12 protein-coding genes are annotated in these 16,364 nt (G+C 42.2%); 2 read left to right on the top strand and 10 right to left on the bottom strand.

The genetic code is table 11. The features are described from left to right. Positions 1–40: 40 nt before the first annotated feature. From RRG12_RS19955 to RRG12_RS19935, 5 genes are all read right to left on the bottom strand, one after another. A complete protein-coding gene (locus RRG12_RS19955; protein WP_420760455.1) occupies positions 41–982 on the bottom strand; it encodes a hypothetical protein in 942 nt (313 codons plus the stop codon). 258 nt (positions 983–1,240) lie between these two features. Then, complete coding sequence (locus tag RRG12_RS19950; RefSeq protein ID WP_420760454.1) at positions 1,241–1,882, bottom strand: Uma2 family endonuclease; 642 nt, start codon at positions 1,880–1,882, stop codon at positions 1,241–1,243. Positions 1,883–2,017: 135 nt separating this feature from the next. Further along, positions 2,018–3,253 carry an LL-diaminopimelate aminotransferase gene (locus tag RRG12_RS19945; protein WP_420760453.1) on the bottom strand — a complete coding sequence of 412 codons (1,236 nt, stop codon included), beginning with the start codon at positions 3,251–3,253 and terminating at the stop codon, positions 2,018–2,020. Positions 3,254–3,443: 190 nt separating this feature from the next. Then, positions 3,444–4,799 carry an NAD(P)/FAD-dependent oxidoreductase gene (locus RRG12_RS19940; RefSeq protein ID WP_420760452.1) on the bottom strand — a complete coding sequence of 452 codons (1,356 nt, stop codon included), beginning with the start codon at positions 4,797–4,799 and terminating at the stop codon, positions 3,444–3,446. Positions 4,800–5,033: 234 nt separating this feature from the next. After that, positions 5,034–5,960, bottom strand: a complete 927-nt coding sequence (locus RRG12_RS19935; RefSeq protein ID WP_420760451.1) for a DUF4349 domain-containing protein — start codon at positions 5,958–5,960, stop codon at positions 5,034–5,036. Positions 5,961–6,237: 277 nt separating this feature from the next. Between RRG12_RS19935 and ilvC the strand changes: the two genes are divergently transcribed. Further along, entirely contained in the window at positions 6,238–7,233 is a 996-nt protein-coding gene (gene ilvC, locus RRG12_RS19930; RefSeq protein ID WP_420760450.1) for a ketol-acid reductoisomerase, read from the top strand. Between the two features lie 123 nt (positions 7,234–7,356). Here ilvC and RRG12_RS19925 read toward each other — a convergent pair whose 3' ends face one another. The 5 genes from RRG12_RS19925 to RRG12_RS19905 all read right to left on the bottom strand — a co-directional run bounded on the left by RRG12_RS19925 (position 7,357) and on the right by RRG12_RS19905 (position 12,946). Next, positions 7,357–7,839: an SET domain-containing protein gene (locus RRG12_RS19925; RefSeq protein ID WP_420760449.1), complete on the bottom strand. Its 483-nt coding sequence runs from the start codon at positions 7,837–7,839 to the stop codon at positions 7,357–7,359. Between the two features lie 630 nt (positions 7,840–8,469). Continuing rightward, the gene (locus RRG12_RS19920) at positions 8,470–9,357 is read right to left on the bottom strand and encodes a DMT family transporter (RefSeq protein ID WP_420760448.1); all 888 of its coding nucleotides are present in this window, start codon (positions 9,355–9,357) and stop codon (positions 8,470–8,472) included. Further along, the gene (locus RRG12_RS19915; protein WP_420760447.1) at positions 9,357–9,497 is read right to left on the bottom strand and encodes a hypothetical protein; all 141 of its coding nucleotides are present in this window, start codon (positions 9,495–9,497) and stop codon (positions 9,357–9,359) included. The genes RRG12_RS19920 and RRG12_RS19915 overlap by 1 nt, the downstream gene beginning before the upstream one ends. A gap of 645 nt (positions 9,498–10,142) precedes the next feature. Next, positions 10,143–12,299 carry a polyribonucleotide nucleotidyltransferase gene (locus RRG12_RS19910; RefSeq protein ID WP_069070303.1) on the bottom strand — a complete coding sequence of 719 codons (2,157 nt, stop codon included), beginning with the start codon at positions 12,297–12,299 and terminating at the stop codon, positions 10,143–10,145. 101 nt (positions 12,300–12,400) lie between these two features. Further along, on the bottom strand, positions 12,401–12,946 hold the full coding sequence (locus tag RRG12_RS19905; protein ID WP_420760446.1) for a GNAT family N-acetyltransferase: 546 nt from the start codon (positions 12,944–12,946) through the stop codon (positions 12,401–12,403). 142 nt (positions 12,947–13,088) lie between these two features. Here RRG12_RS19905 and RRG12_RS19900 point away from each other — a divergent pair, with 142 nt between their 5' ends. Next, positions 13,089–16,358, top strand: coding sequence for a DEAD/DEAH box helicase (locus RRG12_RS19900; RefSeq protein WP_420760445.1), 3,270 nt, complete (start codon positions 13,089–13,091; stop codon positions 16,356–16,358). The last annotated feature ends 6 nt before the right edge of the window (positions 16,359–16,364 follow it).

Raw genomic sequence — 16,364 nt, 5'->3', positions numbered from 1 at the left:
CTTTAAAATCGAACCTTTAATTTAACTGTTCATCTCAAGGCTAATCATTATTTGTATATGTGATTGCTGGGAAACGAAGTTCGTATCCGACTATCGCAGAGTAGAGACGGCGTATAACGTCTTCAATTTTATAACTTTTATCCTGTAAATCTGGATAGAAAGCCCCTTCATGTAGAATCTTGCTGCGGATTGTATAAGCTTCTTCCAGAATTTCTAATGCTATTTTGTCCTCAGTTAAATGAGTTGTAATAAGGCGTTTAATAGCGTGTGATACAGATTCGCGCGTTAGATTCCTGATACTCCCTTCGAGCGATCGTTTTATATCATCAGGTAAATCCAGTGAATTTTGTACCTTATTTAAGGTATCTTTTACAATTTGTTTTAAATCTGGGTATTCAAATTTTTTCTGTTCAGCTAATGGCTCAAGTGCTGATACAAGACCAACAAATCTTGCACGTTCTGTTGCCTCTAAACGAGCTGCGGCAAAAAGCTCCATTGAGACGAGCAGCCGTTTATTATTAATTGGGATATTAGAAGTGAAACTTTGCTCCAGTACTTCAACAACTAGGCTTGCTCCACTAGTGAAGGAGAACGTACTATCAGATGACATCACTATCCCTCCGTGTGGAGTCCGATCGTATACTACACATGGCAGTGGAGTGTGATATTCTAACCGTAGTGGACATCTTAATGAGACTGCTGCCCACAAAACTGACATCGCAAACTTTAAACCAGCCTCCTCTGCTTCACTAGCAGTAGCAAAACCTTCTAAATAGGCTGTAAATTTCTGAAACTCAAACTTCTTGTTTTGCCGAGGAATGAGACGAACTATCAGTTCATTACCCAAAATGAGACAACTTTCTCCATCAAAACCAAACTGATTGTTGCCGCCAAGAATAATATCAACCTTTGAGCCATAGGGTCTGAGTTTAGGTTTGTCTGCTATTTCGTATCTTGTCTTTGATAAATGATTATTTGGCATTTGCTAATCTTACCCCTCTAACTATCGATCGTTAGGTAACTTTAACTATAACCTTTAAGATACCCAAAACTGATGCCCAACAAACCTACTCCTGAAACTTTTCCGTAATTTGCTGAACTGTTTAACTCGCCATTTATTTCAGTATTTTCCAAAATAGGATCGCAAATTCTATCAGATTTGTTGCTACTGCATATATTGCCATAATTGCAATTTCCACATTTGGTAGTAACTCACAATAAGCGATGCCTAATTGATCGTTTACTGAATCATCGCTTCCAATTCTTCCAAAGCTTGAAAACTTCCTACTTGCCAACTACGCTCCACAGCAGCAGGGATAATCTCAGTAATAGCTATATCTGCAAAATTAGGACTGGTATTAGATTTTATGTATTTCCTATCTTTCAGCAAATAAATAGAAAGATTTCCGCTATCGAAAACCCATAATTCTGGGACTCCAATGGCTTCATAAGCATCGAGAGTAGTTTTTGATGTGACATCAGTCTCAATCGCTAAATCTGGCGGGGGATCATCAGTTTGTAAGCGACGATGGCCAATCATTTGTTGATAATTCTGAATATAAAAGCAAGCATCAGGTTCAACTCCTGCTACACCTTGGCGTTTAAAGGTGGTGGAACCAAAAGGTTGATATCTGATATCTTTAGCCTTCAGCAATATTTTGACAATATCAGAAATTAAATCTTTGGGAATTTTATGTTCTGGTAAAGGAGCCATAATTTCTAAAGTACCCTGGCTGTAGGCAATTCGGGTAGTTCTTTTTTCTCCTAATTCTTCTAAAATAGATTCAAATTCTTGCCAGCTAACATCAGGAATTGTCACTGTGCTACCAGGTGCTAATTGCATCTGGCTAACAGCTTTCAAAACGGGGATAGCAGCAGTCACATCGCTTCTCTTCGAGACGCCAAGGGCGAACGCTCCAATTCAAAATTCAAAATTCAAAATCTATGAGGTTGCGGTGGATAATACAGCCCACCGTAACCTTTGACTAATAGATTGAGTTTAACAAAAGCGATCGCTCTACACCTTAAACTTCTCAGCAATCCGCTTCATCGCCTCTTCGACATTCTCCCGGCTGTTAAACGCCGAAATGCGGAAGTAACCTTCACCCGCAGCACCAAAGCCAGAACCGGGTGTTCCCACAACGTTGACAGTTTGCAACAATTTATCAAAGAATTCCCAACTGGATAAACCATTAGGAGTTTTCACCCAAACGTAAGGTGCATTCACGCCACCATAAACTGATAATCCGGCGGCTGTGAGTTTCTCGCGGATAATTTTGGCGTTTTCGAGATAGAAACTCACCAATCCTTTGATTTGCGCTTGTCCTTCTTCGGAGTAAACCGCTTCGGCTCCTCGTTGGATGATGTAAGAAACGCCGTTGAATTTGGTAGACTGGCGACGATTCCACAGTTTCCACAGTTCGACATCGGAACCATCGGCGGCTTTTGCTGTGAGTGTCTTCGGTACTACGGTTAACGCGCAACGGGTTCCTGTAAAACCTGCGTTCTTGGAAAAAGAACGAAATTCGATCGCAACATCTCTTGCACCTTCAATTTCATAAATTGAGTGGGGAATTGACGGATCAGTAATGTAAGCTTCGTAGGCTGCATCAAAGAAAATAATCGAGTTATTAGCTTTGGCATAGTCTACCCATGCTTTGAGATATTCCTTGGTAGCAGTTGCGCCAGTGGGGTTATTGGGAAAGCAGAGATAAATTAAATCGACTTTCTTTGAGGGAATCTCGGCGGTGAAGTTGTTATCAGCCGTAATTGGTAGATAAACTAAACCCTCAAATTCGCCTTTATCGTTGGCATCCCCAGTATTTCCCACCATCACATTAGTGTCTACATACACAGGGTAAACTGGGTCAGTTACGGCAATTATGTTGTCATGACCAAAGATTTCTAGAATGTTGCCTGTGTCGCACTTGGAACCATCGGAGATAAAGATTTCGGAAGCATCTATATTGGCTCCCCGTGCTTGGAAATCGTGAGTAGCAATTTTCTCCCGTAACCAAGCGTAGCCTTGCTCTGGGCCATAGCCTTTAAAGGTATTGCGATCGCCCATTTCTTCCACAGCTTTAATCATCGCTGTACGGCAAGCCTCTGGCAGAGGTTCAGTAACATCGCCAATGCCCAGCCGAATGATGTTAGCATCAGGATTCGCTTCTGCAAAGGCATTCACCCGCCGAGCAATTTCTGGAAACAGATAACCCGCTTTCAGTTTCAGGTAGTTGTCGTTAATAGTTGCCATTATGTGGATTATGAAAAACGCCCTCAAATAGCTTACTGCTAATTTATGAGGGCGGGGAGTGGGGAGTGAAGAAGGGAATAGGGTAAAGGTTACAGGGTACAGATTATTCCCTATCACCTGTCACCTGTCACCTGTCACCTGTCACCTGTTACCTGTTACCTGTTACCTGTCACCTATCACCTCTTCCCAATTAAACATTTACCGGCTGTTTATTATCGGCTGAATAATTGTTGCGATCGCTAATTACAAACTCCGTGATTGATTCTTTACCTGTAATTAATCTTGCTCCGCGATTACGGGTAAAGTAATTCCATGCCCACTGAATCATTACTACTAATTTGTTGTCAAATTCAATTAAGAAGTAGATGTGAATCACCAGCCAAAATAGCCATGCAAAGAAACCTTTCAGCTTCATAAAGCCCAAATCTACTACAGCAGAATTGTGCCCAATCATTGCTAAACTACCATGATCTGTATAAGCAAAAGGCGGTAAAGTCTTACCTGCAAGCCGCTGTTGGACTAATGTTGCTACATATTCACCTTCTTGCTTGGCTACAGGTGCAACACCAGGTAGGGGTTTACCATTTTGATGAGAAAAATTTGCTAAGTCGCCAACTACAAAAATATTGGGATGTCCCTTAATACTCAAGTCAGGTTCAACGATAATCCGTCCAGCGCGATCGCACTCTGCACCAGTGTGTTCGGCTAACACTTTTCCCATTGCGGAAGCTTTCACACCTGCTGCCCATAATACCGTTTTTGAGGCAATCTCTTTAACTTCATCGCCTTGTTTGAGGGTAACAACATCATTTTCAATATTCGTTACCAATGTTTTTGTCTGCACAACCACACCCAAGCGCGTCAGGGATGCTTCCGCTTCTTGTGATAACTCTGGTGCAAAGGGTGGCAGAATCCGATCCAAACCTTCTAATAGCAAAATCTTGGCTTCTGAGGTGTCGATGTTGCGGAAGTCTTCTTTGAGGGTTTGATTTGCTAATTCTGCGATCGCACCCGCTAACTCTACACCAGTTGGGCCACCACCCACAATTACAAAGGTTAACCAAGCACGGCGTTTTTCTGGATCGGTTTCTTTTTCTGCGGCTTCAAAGGCCGAAAAAATCCGGCTACGCATTTCTATCGCATCTTCTACAGTTTTCAAGCCTGGGGCGAATTCTTCCCAGTTATCTTTGCCAAAGTAGGAATGCTTGGCTCCTGTGGCGACAATTAACGTATCGTAAGGAATTGCTTCGTCGCCTACAATAACTTTTTGCGCTTGTGAATCAATATTATTCACCTCTCCCAGCAGCACTGTCGTATTCTTGCTCTTGCTGAGGACAGAACGCAACGGCGAAGAAATATCAGCCGGAGACAGCGCACCTGTAGCGACTTGATATAAAAGGGGTTGAAATAGATGAAAGTTACGTTTATCAATCAGAGTAACGTTTACTGCCGCTTTGGCTAGTGTTTTTGCCGCATAAAGTCCACCAAAACCACCGCCTACAATAACTACTTGATGGGGTGGATTATTGTCAAGTGAATTTACCATAAGAAATATTATCCGGGATGCCGACTATTGTAACTATTCTTAACAAATTTGTATCAAACTTGTCATCATATATTTTGTATTGCCTTTTACATTTAAAGAATGATTAAAGTAATCAAAACTACAGGATAAGCAGAACTTTTCAAGAGAGAGGCGCAGACAATCATAGTTGGGAATACTTGAATCGCTTTTTACTTGTGTAAATTTATCAAAAGTAGATGTAAGGTTTATGCAAGTTTACTCAGAGCTAGTTGATTCTGGTGTTTGTGTCAAACGTGGTGAATGAGTTCGCCGCCAACGGTTAAAGCCATAGATAAGAGCAACAAAAATTAACAAATAGGGACTGTAAACAATTAACCAAATACCCAGCTTGAGTAAGCCAACAGAAAATGCACTCAAAGAGTGGGTAGAGTTGTTCCAAGTTTCCTGAACTTGCAAACCCAAGGCAGGTTGGGGACTGGTACTAGAAACTGCGGCTTCTAGGTTCAGGGTAATCGTGGAATAAGCAACTTGATTTTGTAGGCTTTTCAATTGGGCATTGATTTGTTCTATGGTTTGTCTGACATTACTTAGTTCTTGGGCAACACTAAGCACATCTCTGACAGAACCAGCCCGATCCATAATTTTTTGTAAATTGGCTTCAGTTTTCTGTAAATTCGTTAATCTAGCTTGGAAATCTACAAGGCGATCGCCTACATCTTCCGCAGTGATATTACGACTCTCGACAGTGCCCAATTTAGCTAATTGCTCTAGGGTAGGTTCTAGCCGATTCTCAGGTATCCGCAACTGTATTGTTGCTGTGTGACGCGGGTTGTCACTTTTGGGTTGTTGTTGCTTCAAACCGATTAAATCCCCTTGCTGTTTATTGATAATTTGTGAAACAGCATCAACAGTCTGATCTACAGAGTTGACAGTCAAAGAGATTGCTGCCTTTTTGATGAGTTGGGGACGAGAACGCGCTATTGGTGAAGCTTCCGCCTTTTGGGAAATACTGCTTTCACCAGCAGGTGCAGATGCTCGATTTGCCATCCCATCGGCGGCCATTTGAGGTATAGCCGAATTTGTTGAGCGATCGGAAGAAGCGCAACTGGTGAAAATCACCCCTCCTAATAATGCACTCACAAATAAAGCAGATGTGCGCGGTAATTTAGTTGAAGCGTACATAATCTACCCCCAGATGGATGAATTTAACCCCAGTATTACTGAAGTAAAACTCAAAGCCTGTATTGTTGCGATTTATGTAACAGATTTAGTCATTAGTCATTGGGCAATAATTAATAGTTTTTCTTCCCCTGCTTCCTCATCTCCCTAATCCCCAATCCCCAGTCCCTAATCCCCAGAGATAAATTGAACGATTGACAGTTCATCTGTGTTACTCGATTTGAGGTAAAATCGTAAGTCTGCCAATTAATGACAATGCTTGCTGACAGGAGATGCTTCTATGGCCCGGATGTATTATGACGAAGATGCCAATTTAGACCTTTTGGCTGGAAAAACTATTGCTATCATCGGCTATGGTTCCCAAGGTCATGCCCACGCTCTCAATCTCAAAGATAGTGGTTTGAATGTGATTGTGGGACTATATCCGGGTAGTAAGTCAGTTGCAAAAGCTGAAGCAGCTGGTTTAACTGTGAAAAACGTTGCAGATGCCGCTAATGCTGCTGACTTCATCATGATTTTGTTACCTGATGAAGTCCAAAAAACGATTTACAAAAACGAGATTGAACCAAATCTAGAAGAAGGGAATGTGTTAGCTTTTGCCCACGGCTTCAATATTCACTTTGGGCAAGTTGTACCACCAGCTAACGTCGATGTGGTGATGGTAGCACCCAAAGGGCCAGGGCATTTGGTACGCCGGACTTATGAAGGTGGGGAAGGTGTACCAGCGCTGTTTGCAGTTTATCAAGATGCCAGTGGTCAGGCACGCGATCGCGCCATGTCTTACGCTAAAGGTATTGGTGGTACTCGCGCCGGTGTTCTCGAAACTACTTTCCGCGAAGAAACCGAAACAGATTTATTTGGCGAACAAGCAGTATTATGCGGTGGTTTGAGCGCTTTAATCAAAGCTGGATTTGAAACTTTAGTAGAAGCTGGTTATCAACCAGAATTGGCTTATTTTGAATGTCTGCATGAAGTCAAGCTGATTGTTGATTTGGTTGTAGAAGGTGGTTTAGCCAAAATGCGCGACAGCATTTCTAACACTGCTGAATATGGCGATTATACTCGTGGGCCACGGATTGTTACCGAACAAACCAAGGTTGAAATGCAGAAGATTCTCAGCGAAATTCAATCTGGGCAATTTGCACGAGAATTTGTTCTCGAAAACCAAGCTGGTAAACCAGGATTTACCGCCATGCGTCGTAAAGAATCTGAACACAAAATTGAAGAAGTTGGTAAAGATTTACGCGCTATGTTTAGCTGGTTGAAAAAGGCTTAATAAAAGAATGTAGAGACGCGAAATTGTACTTTGTCTGGCAGTGCTAACGCGTCTCTACAACAGTTGATGCTCCCAGGATTTTGAAAAACTATACTTCTCAAAATAGATGTGGTTTAACAAATATTATTTGCTTTTAGTTTTGAGATAATCTGCAATATACTCTCCATAAGTATCACGCAACATTTGTTCCCGAAATTTGAATCCTAATGTTTTCCCTCGACAAGATAGAGATTCGCACAAACATCGGCGGACAGCAATTGATTCATATTCAGTGGTTTCGTAGTCCCAGGTAATCTCCTCACCTGCTTCGATATCCCCTAAAGCAACGAAGTCATATCCTCCAAACTGATTGTTTCTTACCCCAGTATTTGGATCACAAGAATGGTTAATGACGACAGCAGGCTCGTCTAGGTTGACATACAAATTAAAATCCGTCTGAAAGGAATAAATTGTTCGTTCGGGAACTTCTTCAATTGGAATACCCACCACGACAGTTTCTCCTTGGACAAATTTTTGTCTAGCAAATACTCCTCGTCCTTTTCCTGTTTGTTGAATCGTGATACGAGAATTGAGCTTTGAAGCTGAAATTACCTCTATTGTACTCATAAAAAAAGAACCATTTTATTTAAAAAAACTTGGCTTAATTAGAGTTAAATCTACTATGTAAAGTGATTTTTTGTAAAGTAAATTTTTCTAATTTTACTGCTGCTTTTATGGCAAAATAAGTTTCAAATATATTTCTAATATATTTTTTGAATTCATGCATATTTGCAAGATTTTATGCTCTATAAAATTTCAATTCTCACTTCAGGCTGAACTACATTTTTTAGACTGAAGTATCAAATATTTGGTATGGATTTCAGGCATTTAACCTTAATTTTTCGATACTTTTAAACAAATAGATTAAAGAGCAATACGCCTCAATACTTGTCGGTTAAGGGGAAAAGGGGAAAGAAAAAACCTTTAACCTTTACCCTTTAACCTTTTCCCCAAACCCAATTCCGAGTTAAAAATGCACAAAGCGTGCAGTATTGAAATACGCCTGGGTTAAGGATAAATACGGTTCAGTTAAGGGCTAAGTGTAGAAAATTGTGGGTTTTCGAGACGCGATAAATCGCCGTCTCTACAAGTGTTTTGGTCTTATCTGAACTGTATTGGGTTAAGGATAATTTTGGGTTGAGTTTAAGAACGAAACTCAACCTAAGAAGTTTATGGTTCTAATAAGTTAATAGTCCGTTAACTGCTCTGTACCTCAACTTTTGCTTCCGCTTCCGGCTCAATTTTTTGAGGGATTTGACTTAGAAACAGAGCAACTAAGACAAGAATTGCACCAATGAGACCGCGTATTCCCAGATGTTCTCCAAGTAGCCAAAACGAGAAAATTGTGGCGAACAATGGCTCAAGTGTATAGAGTAAGGCGGTTTCGTCAGATGAAACCCATTGCTGTGCTAATGTTTGAAGCCAGATGACAGCAGCCGTCGCCAACAGCCCTAAATAGAGAATCGCTCCCCAGTGCTGGCGAATTGCCTCAAATTCGTTAAGGATTTGTGTGTTATTCCAGAGTACCCCTACTAACGCAATGAACAAAAGTTGAACACTAGTGAGTGTTAAAGTGGGGTGACGGGAGGCGACTCGCTCTAAAAAAAGTATGTATGCTGCATAGACAAAAGCATCAAAAAACATCAACAGATCGCCAATTCCTAGTTCTCCCCCTTCCCAAAACATCACGCCAATACCAATCACAGCGACTCCAGCAGCTAGGAAACTTCTTAACAGCACGCGTTGACCACTCAGCCATCCTAGTAGGGGGACGATGAGTGCGTTCAAACTGCCAATGAATGCTGCCCGGTTTGCTGGTATCGTCTTGAGTGCAACTGTTTCTATAGCTAAGAAAAAGAAAAGCAAAAGCCCTAGTACTGTACCATCACGAAATAAAAGTGCATTAATATTACGTAAATTTAAGGTAAAAACCCCTGCCGCGATGACAAAGCGGCTGACAATCAATGCACTTGGTGAAAGACTAGTAACGATGTCTTTAGTCAATGGAAAGGTTGTAGCGCTAATTACATTAACAAGGATAAGCAGTATTATTCCTTTTAAATGTAATGAATTTTTAGTTTCCATTAAACTAATTGATTGAATAATGTTTCTTTACATCCATAGAGAATGCGATCGCATAAAGAATATTGGTTTTCCTTTGTCCAGTCATTGCCTTCAGGATCTAGGATTTTTATTTGAGGAAGTTCTACTAATCCGATTTTCATGCCTTTTTCCACATTGCAATTAAAAGGTAAAGGAAGTTTGCATTAATCCAATCCCAACTGTACCATTCACTGTGCTATTGAAGTTAACTAGTACGCAGGGAAAAAGCGCACGACAAAACCGAACACTGTCCAAAAACTTTCCTTGGTTATTCCATTGTCAACAAAGCTGAAGAGATTGCACAATCATATAACAATAAATTCTTGGACATAACACAAATGTGCAACAAATTAAAAACTAGCAGAGTGCCTTTAGCTTTCAAAATATTTTTGGTTTAACTGCGATCGCTGCTCGTAAAATTCAACTTTTTAATAAAGTATACCGTATTTTAATAGATACTGATCCTAAGACAACTACGGTCACGTAAGTAGCTCATCAGTGGGTATTTTAGAGCACTGAACATTTTTGCAGAGATTACAAAGAAATATTCGGTAACTTGATATAGCCGTAGCCACACAGGTTAGGACATTTTGAAAACCCCAAGGCTAGGAACAGCTTAATACTTTTACCTCCTGCCTCCTGCCTTCTGCCTCCTGCTACATCAGAAATCCTACAAAATTGCAAATAATTAGAGAAGCATACGGCGATGCCTTCACAATAGGCATCGCGGATTTTAGATTTAATCTAATCTAAAATCCCAAATCGATTTAACGATTTACCGCCGCAGCTTCTCGTGCTGCTGCTGCTTGATCTGGGTGAATACCCAAGCGGGTGAGATTGATGCGACCTTTGTTATCAATTTCGCGCACTTTGATAATTACTTCATCGCCCACCGCTACTTCATCCTCAACTTTGCCAACGCGGTAGTCAGCTAGTTGAGAAATGTGGATCATGCCTTCTTTCCCAGGCAAAAATTCCACAAATGCACCTATCGGTATGATCCGAGTAATGCGTCCTGCATAGACATCCCCTTCGTGCAACTTGCGGGTCATGCCTTGGATGATATTTCTAGCTCTCTTGGCCTTGTTCTCATCCACAGCCGAAATTGTCACGGTGCCATCATCTTCGATGTCAATTTTTGCACCAGTTTCCTCTGTGATCCCCTTAATAGTCTTGCCTCCAGGCCCGATGATCAGACCAATCATGTCTGAATCAATCTTGATTGTTAACAGACGTGGGGCATAAGGTGAGGTTTCAGTCCGCGGCGTGTCAATGCAGGCGAGCATTTTCTCCAGAATGTGCAACCGGGCTGCTTTGGCTTGGTGGACGGCTTGGGCTATCACCTCCAAAGACAAACCGGAGATTTTCATATCCATTTGCAAGGCGGTAATCCCGGTATCCGTCCCGGCAACTTTGAAGTCCATGTCGCCCAAAAAGTCTTCAATCCCTTGGATATCCGTCAGGACTCGTACTTCGTCCCCTTCCTTAATCAGACCCATTGCTGCGCCACTAACGGGTTTGAGAATTGGTACACCAGCATCCATCAGGGCGAGGGTGGAACCGCAGACTGAACCCATTGAGGTGGAACCGTTGGAAGAAAGTACTTCCGAGACGATGCGAATCACGTAGGGAAATTGTTCTTTTGACGGTAGCACAGGTAGGAGCGCTCGTTCTGCCAATGCCCCGTGACCAATTTCACGCCTTCCTGGAGAACGCATTGGCTTGGTTTCTCCGACTGAGAACGGCGGGAAGTTGTAATGATGCAGGTAACGCTTGTGCTGATCTAGCTGCATGTCATCGTTGAGGTTTTGAGCATCCCCAGGTGTACCCAGAGTACAAGTGGATAATACCTGAGTTAGTTCCCGGTTAAATAAACCGCTGCCGTGGACTCGCTTTGGTAAGACATCAACTAAACAGGAAACCGGACGCACTTGATCGAGTTTACGACCATCAACGCGGACGTTATCTTCGATGATTTGTCGCCGCATGAAGTGTTTGGTAATATCTTTAAAAGTGTTACCAAGTGCCTTCTTATTTGCAGTTGCGGCAACTCGAATGGGGTCTTCTTCTGGCAGTTCGGTAATCGTCGCGGCAATTTCATCCTTGACGACATCTAAAGCTGCATCGCGTTCGGGTTTGGTCAAACTAAATTGAGACAGGATTTTCTTAATCTGACCGTTGGCGCGATCGCGGATATAATTTTCTAGCGTCTGGTCTACTTCTGGTGGTGCTTCTTGCACTATGACCAGACCCAATTCTGCAATTAAATCTTGCTGCGCTTTGATTAAGTCCCGCACTGCTTCATAACCAAAGTCAATCGCCTCAAGAATATCTCGTTCTGGCAACTGATTGGCTCCCGCCTCCACCATGATCACGCCATGTGGTGAACCTGCTACTACCAGATCCAAATCTCCAGCTTCAGTTTCGGCATAAGTGGGGTTAATGATGAAATCATCTCCCACTAAACCAACCCGCACTGCTGCCATTGGCCCATTAAAAGGGATTTGAGCAATCAGGGTAGCAATGGAAGCGCCTGTAACTGCTAACACATCGGGTGGAACTAACTCGTCCATCGACAGCGTTAAAGCAATAATTTGTAGGTCATCCCGCAACCATGAGGGGAACAAAGGACGCATGGGACGGTCTATAAGACGGCTGGTGAGAATTGTTTTTTCTGGTGGGCGACCTTCCCGCCGCATGATCCCGCCGGGAATCCGACCAGCGGCATATAGCCTTTCTTCGTAATCTACTGTAAGGGGAAGAAAATCAATGCCTTCTCTGGCTTGCGATCGCGTAGCCGTCACTAAAACGGATGTGTCCCCTGATTCTATCAAAACCGACCCACCAGCCTGGGGAGCAAGTAGGCCTACTTTCAGTCGAATATCCCTTCCATCGAAGGATATTGACTTGTCAACTTCTGCCATTCAGTTTTTTGTCCTTCTCTTTCGCTATTCTCTTTCTGTGGCAATCCTAACATTTATGCCCTATGGCTGACTTCTGGTACATACAAAGATAGACAAGTCGTTCAATACAAAGGGCGATACATCATCAGCGCATCTACCATCTGCTCATTCTCTAGCTTCGCCGCACCTGGAATTCGCCCAATAATCTCAAATCCTAACGACTGCCAAAGTGTAATTGAAGGTATATTAGTCTCAAAGACCAAATTAAACATTACTGCTTCGTAGCCCAGGTTTGCTGCGATCGAAAGCATAGCCTCTCCCATGAACCGCCCTATACCCTGACCTCGCAACCCTGGTTGTACAATAAAACCAGCATTGCAAATATGGCTACACCGACCGGGAAAGTTTGGCTTTAAATAAAACGCCCCTAATATTTTTTTTGTCTCGTGTGTAGGATTTACAACAGATGTCCTGACAACAAAGGCATCTTTGCTTAACCAGTAAGCTGAAAATTCTGCCTGAGATAAAGGTTGCTTTTGCGGATAGGTTTTACCTTCAACAATTACAACATTGAGTAATGCTCTTACAACCTCATGCTCTTGAGGATGTATATAATCTAGTTCCACTAATATTCCATTTTTTAAAACTTTAATTAGGGGAAAATTCATTATTAACGATGTTATGTGGAATAATTACTTAAATATTTATTGTATGCACAATTTTGTCAAAAATTCTTCTTGATAAAATGCAAAAAGTAGAATAGTTGCAATTTTAATTATTGAGTTCTGGGAAAATATAAGTAGTTAGCAAATGGCGATTTTACACTGTAATTGGTTACTAAGAAATCAAAATAGTCGTTTATTTATTTGGGGGGAAACTTGGCGATCGCCACGAGTAAATTTAGAGTCTAGTGGATCTGGAGATATAGCACTACATCCATTGGCAATGACATCGCTTGAGTTGAGTGAGTGGTTGCGATCGCAGAACATGGCAATTACCAACTTCATTCAAAAACCCCAAGTAGCCATCGCAACTACTGGGCGAACCCGCAAAGCCGCCAGTGCCACTGAGATCAGTTTGCCAACGCACTCCCAAATCATTGCCCTACCAACTTATATCCCAGACGACAGCGGCGAGGGAACAACAGCGATTTTCCCTGTACATTCTGCCAGCTTGGGGCTAGATACAGACTCCCCGCAATATCTGCAACCGTGGCGAGTTGAGGGTTTTTGTCTCAACCCCAGCGAAGCAGTAAAATTTCTTGCTGCTGTTCCCTTAAATGCTGCTAAAGGGGAAGATGCCTTTTTAGGTGGAGATTTACGCTTTTGGTCGCAGGTTGCCCGTTGGAGTTTAGATTTAATCTCACGGTGTAAGTTTTTACCAACAATTGACCGACAATCAGATGGTGCATTTGCTGCCAAATGGCGAGTACTTCTAGACAGTGCAGTAGATGGAACTCGCCTAGAAAAATATTCTGCGAATATGCCGTTGGTTTGTCGTACTTATCAAGAGGGACTGGGTGGAGAAGAATTAATAACTAATGCCCCATGCCCCATGCCCCATGCCCCATGCCCAATCTATGTAGACTTCCCAGCCGAACCTCAAGAATTACTTTTGGGATTTCTCAACAGTACGATAGATGCCCAAGTACGAGAAATGGTAGGTTCTCAACCTCCAATTGAAGCTAAGACAATCGCATCTTTACCAGCTGGGGTGCGACAGTGGTTGCAAGCCTTAACTAGTACATCTGGCACTGTCAATGCAGATGCCATTGAAATAGAACGACTGGAAGCGGCACTGAAGGCTTGGACTATGCCGCTACAATACCAATTAACTCTTAAAACTCTATTTCGTACCTGTTTTCAACTGCGTTCTCCAGAGTTTGGCGAAACAGATTGGACATTAGCATATTTCCTACAAGCGGCTGACGATCCTGAGTTTTTGGTGGATGCGGCAACTATTTGGAACAATCCGGTTGAACGATTGGTTTATGAAAATCGGACAATTGAGCAACCACAGGAAACATTTTTGCGAGGTTTGGGTGTAGCTTCCCGATTATATCCAACAATAGTAGGCAGTTTTGAAAGCGAATATCCCCAAGCTTCTCGTCTCACCCCCATTCAAGCTTATGAGTTTATCAAAGCTGTAGCTTGGAGGTTGGAAGACAGTGGTTTAGGAGTAATTTTGCCTCCCAGTTTGGCAAACCGTGAAGGATGGGCAAATCGTTTGGGGTTGAAAATTACTGCCGAAACCCCAAAAGGAAAGCAGGGACGTTTAGGGTTACAGAGTCTACTAAATTTCCAATGGCAATTAGCAATTGGCGGACAGACTATTTCCAAAGCTGAGTTTGATAAACTTGTGGCTTTAAATAGTCCACTAGTGGAAATTAACGGTGAGTGGGTAGAATTGCGTCCCCAAGACATTAAGACAGCCCAAACATTTTTTACCACTCGCAAAGACCAAATGGCGCTTTCCCTAGAAGATGCTTTGCGCCTTAGTACAGGGGATACTCAGGCAATTGAAAAGTTGCCAGTGGTCAGCTTTGATGCATCTGGGGCATTGCAAGAGTTGATTGGGGCGCTGAATAATAATCAAGCGATCGCACCTTTGCCCACACCAGCAGGCTTCAAAGGACAGTTGCGACCTTATCAAGAACGTGGTGCTGCTTGGCTATCATTCTTAGAACGTTGGGGCTTAGGCGCGTGTCTCGCCGACGATATGGGACTCGGTAAAACCGTGCAGTTCATTGCTTTCTTGCTACATCTTAAAGAACAGGATGCACTAGAAAATCCAACACTATTAGTTTGTCCAACTTCTGTTTTAGGCAACTGGGAAAGGGAAGTTAATAAATTTGCACCAAGCCTGAAAATTTTGCAATATCACGGTGATAAACGCCCTAAAGGGAAAGCGTTTTTAGAAGCAGTGAAAAAGCACGATTTAATCGTTACCAGCTACTCACTTCTTCATCGAGATATTAAATCATTGCAAAGTGTCTCTTGGCAGATAATTGTTTTAGATGAAGCCCAGAATGTGAAAAATCCAGAGGCGAAGCAGTCAAAAGCAGTCCGGGAGTTAGAAGCGACATTTCGCATTGCATTAACGGGGACACCAGTAGAAAATAGACTGCAAGAACTATGGTCTATTTTGGATTTTCTCAATCCTGGGTATTTAGGCAATAAGCAATTTTTCCAGAGGCGGTTTGCCATGCCAATTGAAAAGTATGGTGATACGGCTTCTTTGACTCAGTTACGTTCATTAGTGCAACCATTTATACTGCGGCGATTGAAAAGCGATCGCGACATCATTCAAGATTTACCAGATAAGCAAGAAATGACCGTATTTTGTGGTTTAACTGGTGAACAAGCTGCACTTTATCAACAAGTTGTAGAACAATCTTTAGTAGAGATAGAATCTGCTGAAGGATTGCAACGTCGGGGGATGATTTTGGCTTTGTTAATCAAACTTAAACAAATCTGCAATCACCCAGCCCAATATTTGAAACAAGCGACATTAGAACAACATAATTCAGCCAAACTTCTGCGGCTAGAAGAAATGTTAGAAGAAGTTTTAGCAGAAAGCGATCGCGCTTTAATCTTCACACAATTTGCTGAATGGGGTAAGTTACTTAAACCCTATTTAGAAAAACAGTTAGGACGAGAAATATTCTTTTTATATGGTAGCACCAGTAGAAAACAACGAGAGGAAATGATTGACCGTTTCCAACACGATCCTCAAGGGCCACCGATTATGATTCTTTCTCTGAAAGCAGGTGGAGTAGGACTGAATTTAACACGAGCAAATCATGTATTCCACTTTGATAGATGGTGGAACCCAGCCGTAGAAAATCAAGCCACAGATAGAGTATTTCGGATTGGTCAAACCCGAAATGTGCAAGTACATAAATTTGTTTGTACAGGCACTTTAGAAGAAAAAATTCATGACATGATTGAAAGTAAGAAACAACTAGCTGAACAAGTTGTAGGTGCTGGTGAAGAGTGGTTAACCGAAATGGATACAGACCAACTTCGCAACTTACTATTACTCGATCGCAGTGCAGTAATTGACGATGATGCAGAATAAGTTTGT

This window comes from Nostoc sp. CALU 546, assembly GCF_048836525.1.
Note: the sequence above shows the minus strand (reverse complement) of the source record. Positions and strands in the feature narration are given on the sequence as shown.